A 19,444-nucleotide genomic window follows, 5' to 3' on the forward strand; every position below is an offset into this window, starting at 1 on the left:
GTCTTTGCCCTCACTCCTGAATTTGATATGCATGGACCGTCTGATCCGCGCCTGTTTCTCCCCGACGGGATAGCAGTACGGAGCGAAAACACCAGTGCGCGTCTGCCCATTTGTCGACGAATTTCGCCCCTTCAGTGTACCCTCACACCTTTGCTTTGGGCCGCGCCCGCTTGCACCGCTCAGAGCAATAACGCACCTCGTCCCAGACAGCCGCCCACTTTTTACGCCACGTGAAAGGCTTTTCGCAGATCGCACAAATTTTTTGCGGGAGGTCGGATTTTTTAAGATGTTTTGCCATGTATGTACAGATAGCACGTCACAACACATAAAAAAGGGCGCCCTGCCGGGCGCCCAACATACTAGTTACTAATTTTTTTAGTCAGTAGCTGTCGGTGTTGCAGAACTGTTTGTCCCCGGTTCGTAAACATCGGTGGCGACGGTGTCTGTTTCAGCATTCACGCCGCTCGTGTTGCTGACCGCCTCGCCATCACCTGTGTTCACCATATTAAAGGCAACCAGACCGATCATCATCAATGCTCCGAAAATCATCGCCCCTTTGATGCCCCAAAGAGATGGGCGATGCTTGGCTTCTTGGCTCTCGATGTTTGTGTCAGGTGCAGACATGTTCTGATCTCCTATTTCATGTGTCCCCCACCTTGCGAAGGGGGTGTTGCATATCTAACGTGCCACCAACCCCAAAGGTTCCATAAAAACCGTTTCAGTCCACATCATTCCCCCTAGGAGCCATGCCATGCGCGATGCCGCCCCCCAGACGATCTACCTCAAAGATTACACCGCATTCGGCTGGCAGGTGGAGAGCGTAGCACTGCACTTCACCCTTGATCCGCACAAGACCCGGGTGCGCTCTCGGATCGCCTTTGCCCCCAATCCGGACGCCCCCGCGCAAGACTTTTTCCTGCATGGCGAAATGCTCAACCTTATTTCGGCCAAAATCGATGGGACAGATGTTACACCCATCCTCACCGCCCAAGGGCTGACCTGCGACGTGCCTGATAGGCCGTTCATCTGGGAGGCCGAGGTTGAGATCGACCCGAGAGGCAATACAGCCCTCGAAGGGCTCTATATGTCGAACGGAATGTACTGCACCCAATGCGAGGCAGAGGGCTTTCGTAAGATCACCTACTACCCCGACCGCCCCGATGTGATGAGCGTCTTTACTGTCACCATCGACGGCCCCCACCCCGTGCTGCTCTCCAACGGAAACCCAGTCAGCGTTTCGGAGCATCACGCCGAATGGCATGATCCGTGGCCCAAACCTGCCTACCTTTTTGCTTTGGTTGCGGGGAAATTGATCCCGCACTCCGATACCTTCACCACGATGAATGGACGCGAAGTGACGCTGAACCTCTATGTGCGCCCCGGCGATGAGGGCAAATGCGCCTTTGGCATGCAAGCGCTCAAGGACAGCATGAAATGGGACGAGGACGTGTATGGCCGTGAATACGATCTGGACCTCTTCAACATTGTGGCCGTCGATGACTTCAACATGGGCGCGATGGAGAACAAGGGCCTCAACATCTTCAACTCCTCCGCTGTGCTGGCTTCCCAAGCCACCTCGACCGATACCAACTTTGAGCGGATCGAGGCGATCATCGCACATGAGTATTTTCACAACTGGACCGGCAACCGCATCACCTGCCGCGACTGGTTCCAGCTCTGCCTCAAAGAAGGACTCACCGTTTTCCGCGACAGCCAGTTCACCTCCGACATGCGCTCTGCCCCCGTCAAACGCATCGGCGATGTGATTGATTTGCGCGGCCGCCAGTTCGCAGAGGATCAGGGTCCGCTGGCCCACCCCGTACGTCCCGAGAGCTTTCAGGAGATCAATAACTTCTACACCGCCACGATCTACGAGAAGGGCGCCGAAGTCATCCGCATGCTCAAGACCCTCGTCGGCGATGAGGCCTACGCCAAGGCTGTCACACTCTACTTCGACCGCCACGACGGCGACGCCGCCACGATCGAGGACTGGCTCAAGGTATTCGAGGACACCACCGGGCGCGATCTTACGCAATTCAAACGCTGGTATTCCCAAGCAGGCACACCGCGTTTGCACGCCAAGGAGACATGGGAGGGTGACACGCTCACCCTTACTTTCACCCAAACAACGCCGCCCAGCGCGGCCACGCCAGCTCCGCAACCCTACGTCATTCCTATTGCCGTGGGCCTGCTGGGCAAAGACGGCGCGGAGGTCACGCCCACAACAATTCTGGAAATGACGCAAGCCACCCAAGGCTTTACCTTCGCAGGCCTGTCCGAACGCCCCATCTCCTCCATTCTGCGCGGCTTTTCCGCGCCTGTTGTGCTGGAGCATGCCGCCGATCATGCGCATCTGCTTGCCCACGACACCGATCCCTTCAACCGTTGGGAAGCAGGCCGTACACTTGCCCGCAACACCCTGTTGGACATGATCCTGAAAGGCACACGCGCCGATCCCGCCTACCTGCGCGGATTGCTCGCGGTTGTGAGCGACAAAACCCTCGACCCCGCCTACCGCCAGCTTATGCTGGCCCTGCCCACGCAGTCCGATCTGGCAACTGCCCTCCATGACGCGGGTCACACACCCGAACCTGACATCATCCACGCCGCCGTCGAGACCCTGCGCGAGGCTATGGCCAACGCGCTGCGCGATGTGCTGCCCGACCTCTATGAGGACAACCTCGTGACTGAGACCTACGCTCCTAACGCCGAGCAATCAGGCAAACGTGCTCTTGGAAATTCCGCCCTCGCCCTGCTCACCCTCAGCGACGGTGGCAAACTGGCGCAAGAGCAATATGATCACGCCGACAACATGACCCAGCAACTCGCCGCACTCGCCTGTCTGATCCGTGCGGGCCGTGGCGACGCAGCGCTCAAAGCGTTCGAGGCCCAATGGAAAGACGACCGTCTGGTGATGGACAAATGGTTCGGCCTGCAAGTGATCGAGGCCGACCCCGAAGATGCGCATGAAGTCGCCGCAGGCCTCACCGACCACCCCGATTTCAATTGGAAAAACCCCAACCGCTTCCGCGCGGTCTTCGGCTCGCTCATCATGCACCACGCAGGATTTCACCACGCCTCTGGTGCTGGGTACAAACTGCTGGCAGATTGGCTGATCAGGCTTGATCCCGTCAATCCGCAGACCACCGCGCGCATGTGCTCCGCCTTCCAGACATGGAAACGTTACGATGCTGATCGCCAGGCCATGATAAAGGCGCAATTAACCCGTATACTGTCCACTCCTGACCTAAGCCGCGATACCACCGAGATGCTCACAAGGATCGCGGACGCCTAACCACAGAAGTAGACGAATATGACTGAAATCCTCCTGCTGATCGCCGCTATTGCCGTCGGTGCCTATATCTATCGCCGGATGCAGCGGGGGGCGTTCATCACCGTTGGCGTGATCGCGGCGCCTACCCCGATCCGCGCGGCGGCCAGACGTCTTGGCTACCGCGCTCAACCTAATGTGCATTCGACCAACAGCATCCACACACCCGAGCTGTGTGTAACGGCCATGGCAGCCGCCTTTGCCCGTATGGACAAAACCCGCAAACTCCCTGACGATGTGCTGATCGCATCGCTGCAAAAGCGCCTGCAAATCAGCAAGGAAGAGGCCACCGACATGGCAATCCTCGCTCCGTGGCTGGTGGCCCAAGGGGGCGGTGCAACCCCCGCGTTCCAACGTCTGACCAAGCGGCTCAAACAACTCGACCATGGTCCCGACTTTGACAAACTGATGCGTGTGCTCGGCGATGTCACCGCCGCTGGCAAAAAAGGCATGCCAAGTGCGCAGCAAGCCGATGCCATGGGCGCACTGGCCCGTATCTTCCGCACCGCATGACCCTGCCATATACCTACATCAGCCAAGGCCGCCGCCCCGCAACCGTGATCACCGTACTGGTCATCTGGGCCGCCCTTATTACCGCTCTTGTATTATTGGAGGCAGAGCCGCTGATCCTTGCCGTGATCGGAGCATTCACCCTGCCCGCCCTCTACGATCTCGTGCGTAACCCGCACAGCACCCTCACGCTGGACGAGACCCACCTGCGCTGGACCAGTGGACGTCAGGACGCCGAGATCGCTCTGTCAGAGATTGACCACCTGCGCTTTGACACACGCCTCGATATGTCTGTGCGCCTGACCGTCGTACGCCCCTCAGGCGTGAAAGTCCGCGTGCCATTTCCCGCGACACCGCCCCACGCCACGTTCGAGCCGCTGGCCCGCTCCGCAGGTCTTACCACCCGCCGCTACCACTTTTCACTGATCGGTTAAGGTCGGGCTTTTGGACGCGTGGCATTCACCGGCTTGCAGTAATTTTGCCGCTTGAGCCAGTTCGCCATATCCGCACGCTTGCGGTTATTTCGCATCGGACCCCAGTCAGCCGAGACACCACGCCATTTGCTGTCGCGTCCGTGGATCACGCCGTCGCGCTTGACGGTATAGGCCATGATGCGCACCGCACAGCTCAGGTTCGCTGCACCACTTTTAAGCGCCTCACCCGTACCCGCCGCACAGTCATAGCCCCGCGCCGTCGCTGGCAAAATCTGGAGCAATCCATACCACCGCCCGCCGCCACCCACTGCCCAAGGCTTGTAGGTGCTCTCGTGTTTGGCAAGTGCCGACATATAACCGACCCAAAACGCACGCCGTTTGAGGTCATTGTTATTCTTGTAGGCCGGACACCAATTGGCGATGTCACGCGGCACCATCTCGATCAGCGGACTGCCGTGGTTTTTGAGCGCCGACATCGCCGCACGAGTCCAAAGGGTATGCCCTTCCATATGCTGCCACCGCGTGCGCGGCACATAGGCATTGCGCACAGGGGGACGCACCGTGATCTCGACACCGTTGATCATAGCGCCTTCGAACCGAACTTCTGCACCGGGTGCGAGCTCCAGCTCAGGCACCACGATAATCTTCTGCTGCGCCATACTGCCGCCAGTCATCACACCCAAAACCACCACAATGAGCGCACCGCGCAGCGCAACTCCAAGGCCCCTCTGGGGTAGCACTATATGTTTTATCCATCTCATGTCGCGCAGTATGATCCGCACTATTCCCCTGTGACAAGCACAATAGCGCTGGATTGTTCATACCCCCGCAACACTGAGCCACCCATCCGCCAATAACCGCTTATCCCGCAACAATCCGCCCCATTTGCGCCACCAAGCCCCATGACGGCCCAGCGAATATCGCGACATAACCGCCCCAACGCCACGTTCGCGCCCCAATGATTGGCGACAAAGTGCGCTCACGATCCCGCTATTTAGCTCACGGAAACATGTATGACGCAGTTTGCATCTCTTTTTCGGAAATTCTCCAATTCCCGCTGGACCGCGACGTCCACAGATGAGGCCGTGGAGGATGAGGTCGTGCATGACACAAAACAGCCAGCCAGAACCCGCAGTGCGCCATCTCCTTTCAGCAAACCCAAAACCGTGTCCGCCGCCGAGGCAGATATCCAACAGCATGACGCAAATATGCAAGATGTGGCCCCCTACACCGTCCCAAAACCGAAAAACCGCATCCCGAACAAACCAACCTATTACAAAAGCAGCAGCAAGGCGCTTAACAATCTGAGCATTCCCTGCCCCGATCCCACCCGCGAAGAACGTATCCGCGACGGCCACCAGAACCGCGCCCTGCGCCTTGTGCGCCAAGAGGACTGGGACAAGCTGATCAAATTGATCACCGTTGCAGATCGTGACCGCAACATGACTCCAGGCGGTATGTCCGTGGCCGAATTGATGGCCTTTGGTGCGCGTGCCGATGTGGTGCTGGCAATTGAACACGCCCTGCTGGACCGCGTCCCCGAAAAGGATGCCCCCATGCTGCGCGGCATCGAAGCGCTCGAATATGTTCTCGCAGAATATCCCGACTGCTATGTAATCGGCTGCATCGTCGCCCAAGCGCATATCGACATCGCATGGTCATGGCGCGGCATAGGCTGGGATGTCGAGATCTCCCCGCGCAACCGCGAAGCCTTCGAGGCGCATTTTGCCCGCGCCCGCGATATCGTCACCCACTTTAACGGTGTACCCGCCGAATCCGCACTTTTGGCCAGCACGGCCTGCGCTTTGCTGCGCGGCGATCAGTACAACACGGAATCAGTCGCCGACCGCTATGAGGCGTTGATTGATCTGAACCCCGCCAACACTGGCCCGTTACGGGCCCTTGGCACGCATATGTTGCCCCGCTGGTACGGCTCCTACGCAGCGCTCGAGCTGGAGGCACGCCGCACTGCCGCCCGCACCCAGGAAATTTGGGGCGCAGGTGGGTATACTTGGGTAATGTTCGACGCGATCAGCGTCGACGACGAGGCCTGTTCGCGCCTTGATCTGCAATACTTCATCGAAGGGTTGCGCGACATCGTCAGCCGCCGCCCCGAGCCACACACAGTCAACCTGCTGGCTGCCTATTGCGCCAATACGATGGGTCAGGCGTTTTCGGGCAATGATGCCGCCGATCACATCCGCGCCCAGATTGCAGGCTGTGCCGACTGGCTTGTACGCGAACACCTGACCGAGCTGCACCCGATGATCTGGGCCCATGCCGCCCAAGGGTTTGCCAACAATCTGCGCGTCTCCTCAGCCTCGCGCTTTGCGGCGGCAGGTCAGGACGATGCCCTGCGCATCATCGCAAGTATGTTCAAACGCGAGATAGCGGAGGGCAAACGCATCGTATTTACCGATGAAGGCCCCGTTGCGACGGCTACATAGAAACCACCTAGGCTTAAACATCGCTGCCGCAGCACCCTGAAATCTGACCCATTTTACCGCAACGTAAAACAGTTTAAACGGATGAGGCCATGTGCCGCCTCTGGACACTATATTGCGTCTCTGCCTAAGATTATGTCTCAGGGAGAGAACCATATGACATATAAAACCGCCGCCGCAGACATTGCTCTGCGCGATCAATCCATTACCGAGCGTATTTTTGAAAACCTCGCCGCACGCCCCGACGAGGTTGTATTGACAGACGGGTTGTCTGGTGATGCCATGACCGCCGCCCAGTTTATGGCGCAGGTCAAACAGCTTGCTGGAGGTCTGACTGCGCGCGGTGTCGGCACGGGCAAGACTGTAGCGCTGATGTCGCCCAACCTGCCCCACTATTGCGTGGTCTTCCATGCCGTTGCATGGGCTGGCGGAACAATCACTACGATCAACCCGACCTATACCGCGTCCGAGGTCGCCCACCAGTTGCGCGACAGCAACGCCGATATCCTCATCACCATTCCGATGTTCCTTGAGACCGCTCAAGAGGCCGCCAAGGCCGCCGCAAACCAGCCTGTGGTTGTCATGGGCGATGCACCAGATGGGACAGAGCCGCTCTCGGCCTATTACGGCACCCCGATCGAAGCTCAAGTCTCGGTTGATTTGGACGAGCACCCTGTTGTGCTGCCCTATTCCTCTGGCACAACAGGCTTGCCCAAAGGCGTACGCCTGAGCCACCGCAATCTGGTGGTGAACGTGGACCAGATCCTTGTGAGTGCGGATTTCAAAGCAGGCGAAGTTGCCGCTGCTTTCCTGCCATTCTTCCACATTTACGGCATGAACGTGCTGATGAACGTCCACCTTGCCGGGGGCGGTGCACTGGTCACCATGCCGCGCTTTGATCTAGAATTGTTCTTGCAAATCTCTCAGGATCACAAATCACGGCGTATGTGGATTGTACCGCCCGTGGCACTTGCACTGGCCAAACATCCGATCGTAGACAACTATGACCTGTCCAGCCTTGAGCAAATCTTTTCCGGCGCTGCCCCTTTGGGCGGTGAAGTCTCTGACGCGGTTGGCAAACGCCTCAATTGTGTGGCGATCCAAGGTTACGGCATGACCGAACTCAGCCCAGTGTCCCACACCACCCCCGTTGACCATCCTAAATCGGGCGCGTCAGGCCTCGCTTTACCAAACACCCAGTGCCGCATCGTCGATCCCGAAAGCGGCAAGGACCTACCATCTGGCAAAGAGGGTGAGCTTTGGATCAAGGGACCGCAAGTAATGAAAGGCTACCTCAACAATGAGAAAGCCACCGAAGAGACCCTGACCGAGGATGGCTGGCTCAAGACAGGCGACATTGCCTACATCGACGAGGACGGCTTCATGTTCATCATGGATCGCCTTAAAGAGCTGATTAAGTTCAAAGGCTTCCAAGTCGCTCCAGCCGAGCTTGAGGCAAACCTTGTCACCCATCCCGACATCACAGATGCCGCCGTCATTGGTATTCCAGATGACGAAGCGGGCGAATTGCCCATCGCATTTGTGGTCACGACGAATCCTGCCCTCACGTTGGAGGACATTCAAGCGCATATGGCCAAGACCCTGTCGAAGTACAAACTGGTCCAGCGCGTAACTTTTGTGGATGAAATCCCGAAATCCGCATCAGGGAAAATCCTGCGCCGCGTTCTCAAAGGCCAAGTAACCTAAAAACGCCGACAAAATGCAGCAGGCCCACTTCGGGGTCTGCTGCCACGCTAGTATACGCCGATCCCCTCCCTTTTCCCGCTCCTCACCCACAGGCCAGATTGCGTTGACTTAGTCATGGGCCTAAAGTGGTGGAAACGTAATTGTGCGGCCATGTCATTCCTGTTGGCCCAAGAATATCGAAGGACATTCCATGACATTGCTCAAACCACTTGTACCGCTGGCATGCATGGCAATTTTGGGGGCCTGTGCCACGGCACTCACGCCCGACAAATCAAGCGTGACACGCGGCAAAACCATCTTTGCCAAAGAATGCTCTGCCTGTCATGGCGCAAACGGCGATGGTGCGGGATCCGCCTCCCTCGGCCTCGGCATGACGCCGCCCGACCTCACCGGTCTCACCGCACGAAATGATGGCGCTTTCCCCCGCGCCTTTGTGCAGCGCTTCGTCCTTGGCCAAATCGAAAAAGAAGACCCCGACGCAGCCATGCCCGAATTCGGCACCGTAGGTCTGCAACACGCGGCAAAGGATGGCGCCCCCGCTGGAGAAGTAACAGCCGAGGATATGATTGCCCTGCTCGACTATATCGAGACAATTCAAAAATAACGCGGCAACCACGACCCCAAACACGCAACAGGAGGCAGACTGCCATCTGTCCCCTGTTGCATTGGACCACCCAAGTCCGCAGGCCTGCTACAAAATCCTAGATCGCCGCCGCGTGGGCCACGCCCTCTGCGGTAAACGTATCCACATAACTCGCCACAACCCGCACCAACGCATACGTCTCGGGCAGCATTTCAAGCCCTCCCGTCGTCAACCTGAACACATCGGGATACTGCGACATCAGCGAGACTGCCGTTTTGCGGATTGCCGCAGTGTGATCAGGAAACCGCTCTTGCAACGCTTGTGTCGGGAATGAAAAACGGCACATCAACTCTTCGATCATCGCAGCGACCACATCGTCCGTGGGCGTCATCAGATACCCTTTATGTCCCGCAAACCCTGTCGCCAAAACACGCTCCTGATAGGCCGAAGTGGCAGGCGCGTTTTGCTGGTAGCCTTCTTTGAAGCGTGAAATCGCAGAGGCACCAAATCCGATCAATGTCGCACTCGGATCATCGGTATAGCCCTGAAAATTGCGCCGCAACCCGCCCGTCTGGAGCGCTTTGTACAAGCTGTCCGTCTTCTTGGCGAAATGGTCGATGCCTACAGGCTCAAAACCCTTCTGGGTGAGCACATTATGCGCGATATTGGCAAGGTCAAACCGTGCCATCGTATCAGGCAGCGTCTCTTCCTTGATCAACACTTGCCGCTTGGACATCCACGGTACATGCGCATAACCGTAAATCGCCAACCGGTCCGGATCCATCGCGATCACATGATCTAGCGTAGTGCGGAAACTCTCTTGGGTTTGGAACGGCAAACCATAGAGTAAATCGAGATTTATCGCATCGACACCACGCCCCCGCAAAAATTCAACAACAGCGGTGGTTTGCTCCAGCGACTGCATGCGGCCAATCGCCGCCTGCACCTTCGGGTCAAAGTCCTGAACGCCGATACTGGCGCGGTTCATCCCGTAATCGACCAACGTTCCAAGCAATTCTGGCGAGGCTTCAGTCGGGTCAATTTCGACAGAAAATTCGAAATCAGCAGAGGGCGCAAATGCGTCAAACACTGCATCGAGCAGCTTGCTCATAATACGCGGCGTCAAGATCGTGGGCGTGCCGCCCCCCAAGTGGAGCCTGCCCATCTTGGTCCCCTTGGGAATTTCCTGAATGGCTGCAGCTATTTCCAGCAAAACAATGTCGATATAGGCCTCAACAGGCCGCATCGTTTGCGTGCCTTGCGTGCGGCAGGCACAGAACCAGCACAACCGTTTGCAGAACGGAATGTGGATATAAATCGATACATCCTCCCCCTCTTCAATGCTCGACAACCAGCTCAGCTGGTGCCGGCGCCCGATCCCGTTTTCGAAATGGTTTGCCGGCGGATAACTGGTGTACCGTGGGACTTTAGCATCGAACAGGCCGTGCCGGATAAGGGGTTCTAAATTTTCCATGATATTGTTAGAGTTGAAGTTGTCGCCAACAACTTTGATTCAGATCAAAAATATGAATAAATTGAACATGAATGCAGTTCGCTGCAATGACTGCCCTATACGCCATCGTGCTGTTTGCGCACGCTGTGACGACGATGAGCTGACGCGCCTTGAGAACATGAAATCCTACAAACGCTATGATGCAGGTGAGACGATCATGTGGCGCGGTGAGCCGCTGGAGCATGTAGCCTCTATTGTGGATGGCGTTGCGAGCCTGTCCAAAACGCTTGAGGATGGACGCACGCAGATGGTCGGCCTGCTGCTGCCTTCCGACTTCATTGGACGCCCGGGCCGTAAGGAAGTCGAGTTTGATGTTGTGGCCACCACCGAAGTGACGCTTTGCCGCTTTGAGATCAAACCTTTCGAGCAGTTGGTTATGGACACGCCCCACGTTGCACAGCGCCTGATGGAACTGGCACTGGATGAATTGGACGCCGCGCGTGACTGGATGCTGCTTTTGGGCCGCAAGACCGCCCGCGAGAAGATCGCCACCTTTATCGACATGCTGGCCCAGCGCAAAATTGCGGGTAATCCAGAGTCGGATGGCACCCTCGAGATGCCGATGACCCGCGACCAGATTGCCAACTACCTCGGCCTCACCCTCGAGACTGTCTCGCGTCAGTTCAACGCGCTGAAAAAAGAAGGTGTGATTACTCTGTCAGGACGCAAACAGATCGAAGTCATTGATTTATTGGCCCTTCGCGATGCCACAGGTGACGATTCCGACGGCGGCGTACTTTCATAACTTAAAACCTCCAAACTGGCGGTTTCTTGATTCAGATCAAGGAATCACCCTCCTGTCCCCCCTAGTAAGATGGAGCGAACAGGAGCGTCTATCGGTGCTCTGAGTAATATAGGGGCATCTTATGGACTATGTGAAAATCATCCTCTTGGGGCTGATTACCGTCATTGCTGCAATTGCCAGCAGTTGGGCGCGTGATCTGGCCTATCAGGTACATGCATTGCTGATCATGGTGATCTCTTTTGTGATGTTTATCTACGTGTTGCGAAACACAGGTGAGCCTGCAAAAGCGACAATGGAACATGACGGTATTTATTTCGACGGCGTGATCCGTGCAGGCGTTATCGCCACTGCGTTTTGGGGTATCGCGGGCTTTTTGGTTGGCACATTCATTGCCTTCCAGCTCGCCTTTCCCGAGCTGAACTTTGAATGGGGCCAGCCCTTTACAAACTTCGGACGGCTTCGCCCGCTGCACACAAGTGCGGTGATTTTTGCATTCGGTGGCAACGCCCTGATCGCGACGTCGCTTTATGTGGTGCAACGCACTTCAGGCGTGCGTCTGTGGGGCGGTAACACGGCATGGTTTGTCTTTTGGGGCTACCAGTTGTTCATCGTGCTCGCGGCCACAGGCTACCTTTTGGGTTCCACACAGTCTAAAGAATACGCCGAGCCTGAGTGGTACGTCGATATCTGGCTCACCATTGTTTGGGTCACCTATCTGATCATCTACATGGGCACGATCTTCAAGCGTAAGGAAAAGCACATTTATGTGGCCAACTGGTTCTTCCTCGCCTTCATCGTCACCGTTGCCATGCTGCACGTGGTCAATAACCTGAGCATTCCTGTCAGCATCTGGGGTTCCAAATCCGTGCAAGTCTTCTCTGGCGTGCAGGATGCGATGACACAGTGGTGGTACGGCCACAACGCCGTTGGCTTCTTCCTGACTGCGGGCTTTTTGGGCATGATGTACTATTTTGTGCCAAAACAGGCGGGCCGTCCGGTCTACTCCTACAAGCTGTCGATCATCCACTTCTGGGCGCTGATCTTTCTATACATCTGGGCGGGTCCGCACCACTTGCACTACACTGCCCTGCCCGACTGGGCGGCGACCCTTGGTATGGTCATGTCGATCATCCTGTGGATGCCAAGCTGGGGTGGTATGATCAACGGTCTGATGACGCTGCAAGGCGCGTGGGACAAGTTGCGCACCGATCCGATCATGCGGATGTTTGTTCTGTCCTTGGGTTTCTACGGTATGTCCACATTCGAGGGTCCGATGATGTCGATCCGCGCTGTGAACTCGCTGTCGCATTACACTGACTGGACCATTGGTCACGTACACTCTGGCGCACTTGGCTGGAACGGTATGATCACCTTCGCCTGTATCTACTTCCTGACACCACGCCTCTGGGGCCGCGCACGTATGTATTCCATGTCGGCAATCAACTGGCACTTCTGGTTGGCCACACTTGGCATCGTCTTGTACGCCTCCTCCATGTGGGTCACAGGCATCATGGAAGGTTTGATGTGGCGCGAAGTGGACGATCAAGGCTTCCTTGTGAACTCCTTTGCCGACACCGTATCCGCCAAGTTCCCGATGTATGTGGTTCGCGGTCTGGGTGGGGTTCTTTTCCTCAGTGGCGCCTTGGTGATGGTCTGGAACATGTTCATGACCATCCGCGGGGCCACACCGGCAACAGCAGCCGTCCCCAATGCAACCGCCAACGCAACACCAGCAGAATAAGGAGCGGATCATGACAAAAAATATTGACAAAATACCTGGTCCCGCCGAAGACCCGAAAGTAAGCCAGTTGTCGGACCTCCCTCAGGAGATTCCAAACGAACTGCCCCATCAGTCAGGATTTCTCGACAAGCACGCGATACTCGAGCGCAGCCCTACCTTGCTTCTCGTTTTCTCTTTGCTGGTTGTAAGCATCGGTGGGATCGTCGAAATCGCACCCCTCTTCTGGCTGGAAAATACCATCGAGGATGTAGAGGGCATGCGCCCCTACTCCCCGCTGGAACTGGCCGGACGCGACATCTATGTCCGCGAGGGCTGCTATGTCTGTCACTCCCAGATGATCCGCCCAATGCGCGACGAAGTCGAGCGGTACGGCCACTACTCACTGGCGGCGGAATCGCAGTATGACCACCCGTTCCAGTGGGGGTCAAAACGTACAGGACCCGATCTGGCACGTGTGGGCGGGCGCTACTCTGACGCATGGCATGTTGACCACCTCATGGATCCACAATCTGTTGTTCCCGAAAGCATCATGCCAAAATATGCCTTCCTTGCAGACACCAAGATTGACGGTGAACATATCGGCGATCTTCTCTCGACGCACCGCTTTGTCGGCGTCCCCTACTCGGACGAACAGATCGAGCAGGCGAAATTCGACTTTGAAGTGCAGGCAGACCCCGATGGCGAGTATGACGGGCTTCTGGAACGCTACCCCGGTGCCGCTGTTGCCAACTTCGATGGCCGTTCCGAGCTGACCGAGATGGATGCGCTGATCTCTTACCTGCAAATGTTGGGTACATTGGTCGACTTCTCCACCTTCACCCCAGACGCAAGCCGATAGGAGGCAAAACATGGATACCTATTCCTTCTTACGGCAACTCGCCGACAGCTGGGTTATGCTTGGCATCTTCGGCTTCTTCATCGGCGCCTGCATCTGGGCCTTCCTGCCCAGTCAGGCAAGTGCCCGCGAAGACGCGAGCATGATCCCGATGCGCGACGATGTGATCGTCAAAAAATGCTCAGGCGGATGCGACGATTGTAGCCGCACGTCCAACAAACTTTCGATGAAAGGACTGTCAAATGGCTGATCGCAAGGTTGACAAAGAAACCGGCGTCGAGACCACCGGCCACAGCTGGGACGGCATCGAAGAGCTGAACAACCCCCTGCCGCGCTGGTGGCTGTGGTGTCTCTATCTGACGATGATCTGGGGCTTGGGCTATGTTATTGCCTATCCTGCATGGCCCATGGTCTCGGGCGCTACCGAGGGGGTGTTGGGATGGTCCACACGTGCAAATGTCGCCCGCGATATTGAAGAGCACGAGGCCAAAAACGCACCACTCGTCACGGCCCTTTTGGGCGCAGAGATGGATACCCTTACCGACGATGCCGACCTGAACCGCTATGCTGTTGCACGCGGTGGTGCAGTGTTCCGCGCCCAGTGTTCCCAGTGCCACGGCTCTGGTGCGGCAGGTGCGAAAGGCTATCCCAACTTGCTGGACAATGACTGGCTTTGGGGCGGCGAGATGGCGCAGATTGCCCATACAATCCGCCACGGTATCCGCAATGACACCGACGATGACGCCCGCTATTCCGAGATGCCCGCCTTTGGCGACATACTGGAGCAAGAGGAGATCGCAGCGACAGTTGAATACGTGATCTCCCTGTCGAGCCCGGACCACGACGCAGCACTGGCAACAACAGGTTCCGAACTCTTTGCCGACAACTGCTCCTCGTGTCACGGTGAAGCAGCTATGGGCGACAAGGACATCGGCGCACCCAACCTCACAGATGCCATCTGGCTCTATGGGGGCGACCGCGAGACGCTCACCTATACAATCGTCAACGCCCGCTTTGGCGTGATGCCTGCATGGGGCCAGCGTTTGTCCGAAGAAGACGTCCGCGCAGTCTCGGCATATGTCCATGGATTGGGCGGCGGCGAATAACAGCAGACAAGGCTGCTGGCCCTAACCGGCAGCCTTCAGTCCCGAAACGGCCCTGTTCGCAAACTGTGCTGTTTCGGGATTTTTTTTGACTCAGATCAATACAGCCACCTTGGTTAGCCGCTAAGGTCAGGATGCGAACAGGGAATAATCACATGACTGCCACACCACCCCCGTCCTTATACAAAGCCCAAGAACCGATTTTTCCCCGCAAAGTGACGGGCTTTTTCCGCACGTTCAAATGGTGGATCATGGCTGTCACGCTGGGCATCTACTACCTCACCCCGTGGATCCGCTGGGACCGAGGGGTGAACCTGCCCGATCAGGCTGTTCTGATCGACATGGCGAACCGCCGCTTCTATTTCTTCTGGATCGAAATCTGGAGCCACGAATTCTATTTCGTCGCGGGCCTCCTGATCATGGCGGGCCTCGGCCTGTTCCTGTTCACCTCTGCCCTAGGCCGCGTCTGGTGCGGCTACACCTGCCCCCAGACTGTCTGGACCGATCTGTTCATTCTGGTCGAGCGCTGGATTGAGGGCGACCGCAACGCACGTGTGCGTCTGTGGAAAAGCAAATGGGACCTGCACAAATGGCGCCTGCGCCTGACCAAATGGTTTGTCTGGCTCTGCATCGCAGTGGCTACAGGCGGCGCATGGGTCTTTTATTTTGCTGACGCCCCCACCCTATTGATGAACCTGCTCACGCTTGAGGCGCATCCCGCCGCCTACATCACAATGGGCATCCTGACGGCGACAACATTCCTCTTTGGCGGCTTTGCCCGTGAACAGGTTTGCATCTACGCCTGCCCATGGCCGCGCATTCAGGCCGCCATGATGGACAACGACACTATAACCGTCGCCTACCGCGAATGGCGCGGGGAGCCGCGCGGCAAAGGCAATGTACGCAAACGCGACCGCGCCGCCGCCGAAAAGGCAGCTGCGGAAGCCCAAGCCGCAGGTGGTGATCAAACTGCCCGATATGAGGGCACACCCTATCCAAACAGCCCGATCAAACTCAGCGGTGGTACCGCCACAATCAGCGCCCCCGTAGAGCAAGAGCACGGCGACTGCATCGACTGTATGGCCTGTGTGAACGTTTGCCCCATGGGCATCGACATCCGCGATGGTCAGCAGATGGAATGTATCACCTGTGCGCTCTGCATTGATGCCTGTGATGATGTCATGGACAAAATCGGCAAGCCGCGCGGCCTGATCGACTACATGGCATTGTCCGACGAAGACGCCGAGCGTTCGGGTAAAGCCCCAGCACCACTCTGGCGTCACATTCTGCGCCCGCGCACCATTCTCTACACGGTCATGTGGGCCTCCATCGGTCTGGCGCTTGTCTATGCCCTGTTCATCCGCTCCGATATCGAACTGACGGTCAGCCCCGTGCGCAACCCGACTTACGTGCTGCAATCGGATGGCTCTATCCGCAACATTTATGACGTGCGCCTGCGCAATAAATCGGGCGACGACCGCTTGTTCCATCTCAGCCTCACGAGCGAGGAAATCCTGCGGATTGAACTTGAAGGCCGCGATGGGTTGCTCTCTTTCGAAGTACCTGCCGACAGCACCGTCTTGCAGCGCGTCTATATCACGGCCCGTCCCCAAGATCCGGCGGCAACCCAAAACAGCACGCCACTGCGCCTCTGGGTCGAAGATCTGAGCACTGACATCCGCGCCAGCCAGACAACCATATTCAACGGAAAGGCCGCCCAATGACCGATGTAAAAACTGAGATAAAAGGCGAAATCAAAGGCTGGCATGTCTTTGCAGGCTTCGCCGCAGCGTTTGGCGTCATCATCGCCGTGAACCTCACTCTCGCGTTTCAGGCCGTCAAAACCTTCCCTGGCCTTGAGGTCAAAAACTCCTATGTCGCGAGCCAGACGTTCGATGTGGAGCGCAACGCGCAGCTTGCCCTGAACTGGGATGTTTCGGCCACGCTGGAAAATCACACTCTGTCACTGTTCATCCTTGAAGATGGCAAACCAATCGACGTTGAGGTCGAATCCGCAACCTTCGGACGTGCCACCAATGTCCAGTTTGATGAGACCCCCGATTTCATCTTTGATGGCCGTGCTATGCGTGCCCAAGTGGACGCAGGCACAGGAAACTGGAACTTGCGCCTGCGCTTGCGTGCAAAAGACGGCACTTTGTTCCAGCAACGCATCATCGTGCGAGACGCAAAGTGAGCGGCGCCTGCCCTGCCTGTGCAGGCGTCCCCCTCCCGCAAGATTTTGACAAAGGCGCGAACGAGACAGCGCCCAAACTGCAATACTCCCTGCCCGACATCCACTGCGCCGCATGTATTGGAAAGATCGAGCGCGGCCTGTCTGGCATCAACGGCGTCAGCAATGTCCGCGTGAACCTCTCGCTCAAGCGTTTGTCGGTCAGCGGCACCATGGACCCCGCGCGGATTGAAACCGCTCTGCGCGATCTGGGGTTTGATGCCTATCCGCTTGACCTTGAAGCGCTAAACACCGCCCGCGATACTGTCGGGCGTTCGCTGCTCACCCGCATGGCTGTCGCTGGTTTTGCCATGATGAACGTCATGCTGCTGTCGATCGCCGTGTGGTCCGGTGCCACCGATACCACTCGCGATCTGTTCCACCTCATTTCCGCCGTGATCGCCCTGCCGGTTGTTGCCTATTCCGCCCAACCGTTTTTCCAGAACGCATGGACCGCCCTTCGCGTGGGCCGCCTGAACATGGATGTGCCGATCTCCCTTGCCATTCTGCTTGCCGCTGGCATGTCGCTGTTCGAGACGCTCAATGGCGGCGATCACGCCTATTTTGACGCGGCCCTGTCGCTCACTTTCTTTCTGCTCATTGGCCGCTTTATGGATCACCGCACCCGCAGTGCCGCACGCTCCGCCGCCAAGGAGTTGACAGCACTTGAGGTCCAAACCGCCCAGCGCGTGAGGGATGGCATCACCCAAACGATCCCCGTCTCCCAACTTAGACTTGGCGATATCATCACGGTTCCCACAGGCGCACGCGTGCCTGTTGACGGGGCGCTCGTGTCCGACCATGCCCTGATGGACCGCTCTTTCCTCACGGGCGAATCCGCAGCCGTAGATGTGGCCCAAAACGCGATGCTACAAGCGGGCGAGATCAACGTCGCCGCCCCTCTCACCCTACGCGCTACTGCTGTGGGCGATGATACCACACTGCGCCGCATGGCCAGCATGGTTGAACTGGCCGAAAACAGCCGTAACAAATACACCGCTCTTGCAGACCGCGCTGCACAAATCTATGCCCCAGCCGTCCACCTTCTCGCGCTATTCGCATTTGTCGGTTGGGTCGCATATGATGGCGATATCCGCCACGCCCTCAACGTCGCAATCGCCGTGCTGATCATCACCTGCCCCTGCGCCTTGGGCCTCGCTGTTCCTGCGGTCTCCACTGCCGCCATCAGCCGCCTCTTCTCGCTGGGTTATCTGGTCAAACACGCCACAGCCCTTGAACGTCTCGCGGAAGTCACCCGCGTTGTCTTTGACAAAACCGGCACGCTCTCCACCCCTTCCGTCACCCTGCCGACGCCCTTCTCTGACGATGAACGCGCCATTGCAAAAGCACTGGCACAAGCCTCCCATCATCCGCTCTCGCGCGCTCTTGTGATTGCCACAGGCGATATCGCCCCCGCCATGGTCGAGAATATTGTTGAGACGGTTGGTCAAGGGATCGAAGGCACGCTGAACGGTGAGAAAGTAGCCCTGGGCCGTGGCGCTTGGCTCGGAGCGGATTTTGACGATCTGGGTCTGCGCATCGGTGCGGGACAAGCCCGCCAACTCGGCGCATCAGAGGCCCCCCGCGCAGGTGTCAAAACCGCGCTCAACGGGCTAAGCCAGCCTTGCGAAATCGTCACAGGCGATGCAACAGGTCCCGCCAACGCCTTCGCCGCCCAGCTTGGCCTGCCCGTGCGGGCCGATGTGCGCCCCGATGCGAAACTGGCCTACCTCAATCAACTGGCCCGTGAGGGCGAGTATGTTTTGATGGTCGGGGATGGCCTCAACGATACTGCCGCCCTTGCCGCAGCCCATGCTTCTATCGCACCGGCATCAGCGCTTGATGCCTCGCGCAGCGCGTCCGATGTTGTGATCCTCAAAGACAGCTTTGAGGACATCCCACTGCTGCTGCGCATCGCAGGCATGACCCGCCGCTTAAGCCAGGAAAACTTTGCCATCGCAGCACTCTATAATGCCATCGCCATCCCGATCGCCTTGGCAGGTTACGCCACTCCGCTGGCCGCAGCCTTGGCAATGTCAGCCTCTTCCATTACTGTCTTACTCAATGCCCAACGCATAAGGTTCTCAAAATGAACGTCCTTGTCATTCTTATCCCCGTCTCCTTGATCTTGGGCGCACTCGGGCTTGTTGCCTTCATCTGGACGGTCCGCTCGGACCAGTATGACGATGAGCAAGGCAATGCCGCGCGTATCCTGCTCGACGACGATTAACGCCTAAGCCCTGTCAGTTTAATGAAGCGTTAACCACT

The 19,444-nt window shown here is 57.4% G+C and carries 19 protein-coding genes; 15 read left to right on the plus strand and 4 right to left on the minus strand.

Going from position 1 to position 19,444, the window contains the following annotated elements; genetic code table 11:
- Positions 1-142: 142 nt before the first annotated feature.
- Together Q0775_RS01365 and Q0775_RS01370 are read right to left on the minus strand one after the other, a co-directional pair.
- On the minus strand, positions 143-298 hold the full coding sequence (locus Q0775_RS01365) for a DUF2256 domain-containing protein (protein ID WP_298857421.1): 156 nt from the start codon (positions 296-298) through the stop codon (positions 143-145).
- 77 nt (positions 299-375) lie between these two features.
- Positions 376-624, minus strand: coding sequence for a hypothetical protein (locus tag Q0775_RS01370; protein WP_298857423.1), 249 nt, complete (start codon positions 622-624; stop codon positions 376-378).
- Between the two features lie 127 nt (positions 625-751).
- Here Q0775_RS01370 and pepN point away from each other — a divergent pair, with 127 nt between their 5' ends.
- The 3 genes from pepN to Q0775_RS01385 are packed head-to-tail and all read left to right on the plus strand — an operon-like array spanning position 752 to position 4,275.
- Positions 752-3,295, plus strand: coding sequence for an aminopeptidase N (gene pepN / locus Q0775_RS01375; protein WP_298857425.1), 2,544 nt, complete (start codon positions 752-754; stop codon positions 3,293-3,295).
- Positions 3,296-3,313: 18 nt separating this feature from the next.
- On the plus strand, positions 3,314-3,844 hold the full coding sequence (locus Q0775_RS01380; RefSeq protein WP_298857427.1) for a hypothetical protein: 531 nt from the start codon (positions 3,314-3,316) through the stop codon (positions 3,842-3,844).
- Entirely contained in the window at positions 3,841-4,275 is a 435-nt protein-coding gene (locus Q0775_RS01385; protein WP_298857429.1) for a hypothetical protein, read from the plus strand. Before Q0775_RS01380 ends, Q0775_RS01385 begins: the two co-directional genes overlap by 4 nt.
- Here Q0775_RS01385 and Q0775_RS01390 read toward each other — a convergent pair.
- A complete protein-coding gene (locus tag Q0775_RS01390) occupies positions 4,272-5,015 on the minus strand; it encodes a transglycosylase SLT domain-containing protein (RefSeq protein WP_298857433.1) in 744 nt (247 codons plus the stop codon). The two genes, Q0775_RS01385 and Q0775_RS01390, sit on opposite strands and share 4 nt — an antisense overlap.
- A 273-nt stretch (positions 5,016-5,288) precedes the next feature.
- On the opposite strand from Q0775_RS01390, the gene Q0775_RS01395 reads away from it, so the two are divergent.
- From Q0775_RS01395 to Q0775_RS01405, 3 genes are all read left to right on the plus strand, one after another.
- Complete coding sequence (locus tag Q0775_RS01395) at positions 5,289-6,722, plus strand: hypothetical protein (protein WP_298857435.1); 1,434 nt, start codon at positions 5,289-5,291, stop codon at positions 6,720-6,722.
- Positions 6,723-6,875: 153 nt separating this feature from the next.
- On the plus strand, positions 6,876-8,426 hold the full coding sequence (locus tag Q0775_RS01400) for an AMP-binding protein (RefSeq protein ID WP_298857436.1): 1,551 nt from the start codon (positions 6,876-6,878) through the stop codon (positions 8,424-8,426).
- Between the two features lie 190 nt (positions 8,427-8,616).
- Complete coding sequence (locus Q0775_RS01405; RefSeq protein ID WP_298857438.1) at positions 8,617-9,030, plus strand: cytochrome c; 414 nt, start codon at positions 8,617-8,619, stop codon at positions 9,028-9,030.
- 97 nt (positions 9,031-9,127) lie between these two features.
- Here the strand turns inward: Q0775_RS01405 and hemN are convergent, their stop codons facing one another.
- Positions 9,128-10,483, minus strand: a complete 1,356-nt coding sequence (gene hemN, locus Q0775_RS01410) for an oxygen-independent coproporphyrinogen III oxidase (RefSeq protein WP_298857440.1) — start codon at positions 10,481-10,483, stop codon at positions 9,128-9,130.
- Between the two features lie 52 nt (positions 10,484-10,535).
- On the opposite strand from hemN, the gene fnrL reads away from it, so the two are divergent.
- The 9 genes from fnrL (at position 10,536) to ccoS (ending at position 19,406) form a co-directional block, all read left to right on the plus strand.
- Positions 10,536-11,267, plus strand: coding sequence for a transcriptional regulator FnrL (gene fnrL / locus Q0775_RS01415; protein ID WP_298857442.1), 732 nt, complete (start codon positions 10,536-10,538; stop codon positions 11,265-11,267).
- 121 nt (positions 11,268-11,388) lie between these two features.
- Positions 11,389-13,008 carry a cytochrome-c oxidase, cbb3-type subunit I gene (gene ccoN, locus Q0775_RS01420; protein WP_298857444.1) on the plus strand — a complete coding sequence of 540 codons (1,620 nt, stop codon included), beginning with the start codon at positions 11,389-11,391 and terminating at the stop codon, positions 13,006-13,008.
- 10 nt (positions 13,009-13,018) lie between these two features.
- The gene (ccoO, locus tag Q0775_RS01425) at positions 13,019-13,846 is read left to right on the plus strand and encodes a cytochrome-c oxidase, cbb3-type subunit II (protein WP_298857445.1); all 828 of its coding nucleotides are present in this window, start codon (positions 13,019-13,021) and stop codon (positions 13,844-13,846) included.
- 10 nt (positions 13,847-13,856) lie between these two features.
- A complete protein-coding gene (locus tag Q0775_RS01430) occupies positions 13,857-14,093 on the plus strand; it encodes a cbb3-type cytochrome c oxidase subunit 3 (RefSeq protein ID WP_298857448.1) in 237 nt (78 codons plus the stop codon).
- A complete protein-coding gene (gene ccoP / locus Q0775_RS01435) occupies positions 14,086-14,949 on the plus strand; it encodes a cytochrome-c oxidase, cbb3-type subunit III (RefSeq protein ID WP_298857450.1) in 864 nt (287 codons plus the stop codon). Before Q0775_RS01430 ends, ccoP begins: the two co-directional genes overlap by 8 nt.
- A gap of 152 nt (positions 14,950-15,101) precedes the next feature.
- Complete coding sequence (locus Q0775_RS01440) at positions 15,102-16,670, plus strand: cytochrome c oxidase accessory protein CcoG (protein WP_298857452.1); 1,569 nt, start codon at positions 15,102-15,104, stop codon at positions 16,668-16,670.
- Positions 16,667-17,140 carry a FixH family protein gene (locus Q0775_RS01445; RefSeq protein ID WP_298857454.1) on the plus strand — a complete coding sequence of 158 codons (474 nt, stop codon included), beginning with the start codon at positions 16,667-16,669 and terminating at the stop codon, positions 17,138-17,140. Before Q0775_RS01440 ends, Q0775_RS01445 begins: the two co-directional genes overlap by 4 nt.
- Positions 17,137-19,269 carry a heavy metal translocating P-type ATPase gene (locus tag Q0775_RS01450; RefSeq protein WP_298857456.1) on the plus strand — a complete coding sequence of 711 codons (2,133 nt, stop codon included), beginning with the start codon at positions 17,137-17,139 and terminating at the stop codon, positions 19,267-19,269. The genes Q0775_RS01445 and Q0775_RS01450 overlap by 4 nt, the downstream gene beginning before the upstream one ends.
- A complete protein-coding gene (gene ccoS, locus Q0775_RS01455) occupies positions 19,266-19,406 on the plus strand; it encodes a cbb3-type cytochrome oxidase assembly protein CcoS (protein ID WP_298857458.1) in 141 nt (46 codons plus the stop codon). The genes Q0775_RS01450 and ccoS overlap by 4 nt, the downstream gene beginning before the upstream one ends.
- The last annotated feature ends 38 nt before the right edge of the window (positions 19,407-19,444 follow it).

The sequence above is a fragment of the uncultured Sulfitobacter sp. genome, assembly GCF_947499945.1.
Classification (GTDB): domain Bacteria; phylum Pseudomonadota; class Alphaproteobacteria; order Rhodobacterales; family Rhodobacteraceae; genus Sulfitobacter.

Bases quoted from the DNA above. Each gene is read 5' to 3' on its own strand.
- Q0775_RS01365 (WP_298857421.1), bottom strand. From the start codon at position 298: ATGGCAAAACATCTTAAAAAATCCGACCTCCCGCAAAAAATTTGTGCG.
- Q0775_RS01370 (WP_298857423.1), bottom strand. From the start codon at position 624: ATGTCTGCACCTGACACAAACATCGAGAGCCAAGAAGCCAAGCATCGC.
- pepN (WP_298857425.1), top strand. From the start codon at position 752: ATGCGCGATGCCGCCCCCCAGACGATCTACCTCAAAGATTACACCGCA.
- Q0775_RS01380 (WP_298857427.1), top strand. From the start codon at position 3,314: ATGACTGAAATCCTCCTGCTGATCGCCGCTATTGCCGTCGGTGCCTAT.
- Q0775_RS01385 (WP_298857429.1), top strand. From the start codon at position 3,841: ATGACCCTGCCATATACCTACATCAGCCAAGGCCGCCGCCCCGCAACC.
- Q0775_RS01395 (WP_298857435.1), top strand. From the start codon at position 5,289: ATGACGCAGTTTGCATCTCTTTTTCGGAAATTCTCCAATTCCCGCTGG.
- Q0775_RS01400 (WP_298857436.1), top strand. From the start codon at position 6,876: ATGACATATAAAACCGCCGCCGCAGACATTGCTCTGCGCGATCAATCC.
- Q0775_RS01405 (WP_298857438.1), top strand. From the start codon at position 8,617: ATGACATTGCTCAAACCACTTGTACCGCTGGCATGCATGGCAATTTTG.
- hemN (WP_298857440.1), bottom strand. From the start codon at position 10,483: ATGGAAAATTTAGAACCCCTTATCCGGCACGGCCTGTTCGATGCTAAA.
- fnrL (WP_298857442.1), top strand. From the start codon at position 10,536: ATGAATAAATTGAACATGAATGCAGTTCGCTGCAATGACTGCCCTATA.
- ccoN (WP_298857444.1), top strand. From the start codon at position 11,389: ATGGACTATGTGAAAATCATCCTCTTGGGGCTGATTACCGTCATTGCT.
- ccoO (WP_298857445.1), top strand. From the start codon at position 13,019: ATGACAAAAAATATTGACAAAATACCTGGTCCCGCCGAAGACCCGAAA.
- Q0775_RS01430 (WP_298857448.1), top strand. From the start codon at position 13,857: ATGGATACCTATTCCTTCTTACGGCAACTCGCCGACAGCTGGGTTATG.
- ccoP (WP_298857450.1), top strand. From the start codon at position 14,086: ATGGCTGATCGCAAGGTTGACAAAGAAACCGGCGTCGAGACCACCGGC.
- Q0775_RS01440 (WP_298857452.1), top strand. From the start codon at position 15,102: ATGACTGCCACACCACCCCCGTCCTTATACAAAGCCCAAGAACCGATT.
- Q0775_RS01445 (WP_298857454.1), top strand. From the start codon at position 16,667: ATGACCGATGTAAAAACTGAGATAAAAGGCGAAATCAAAGGCTGGCAT.
- ccoS (WP_298857458.1), top strand. From the start codon at position 19,266: ATGAACGTCCTTGTCATTCTTATCCCCGTCTCCTTGATCTTGGGCGCA.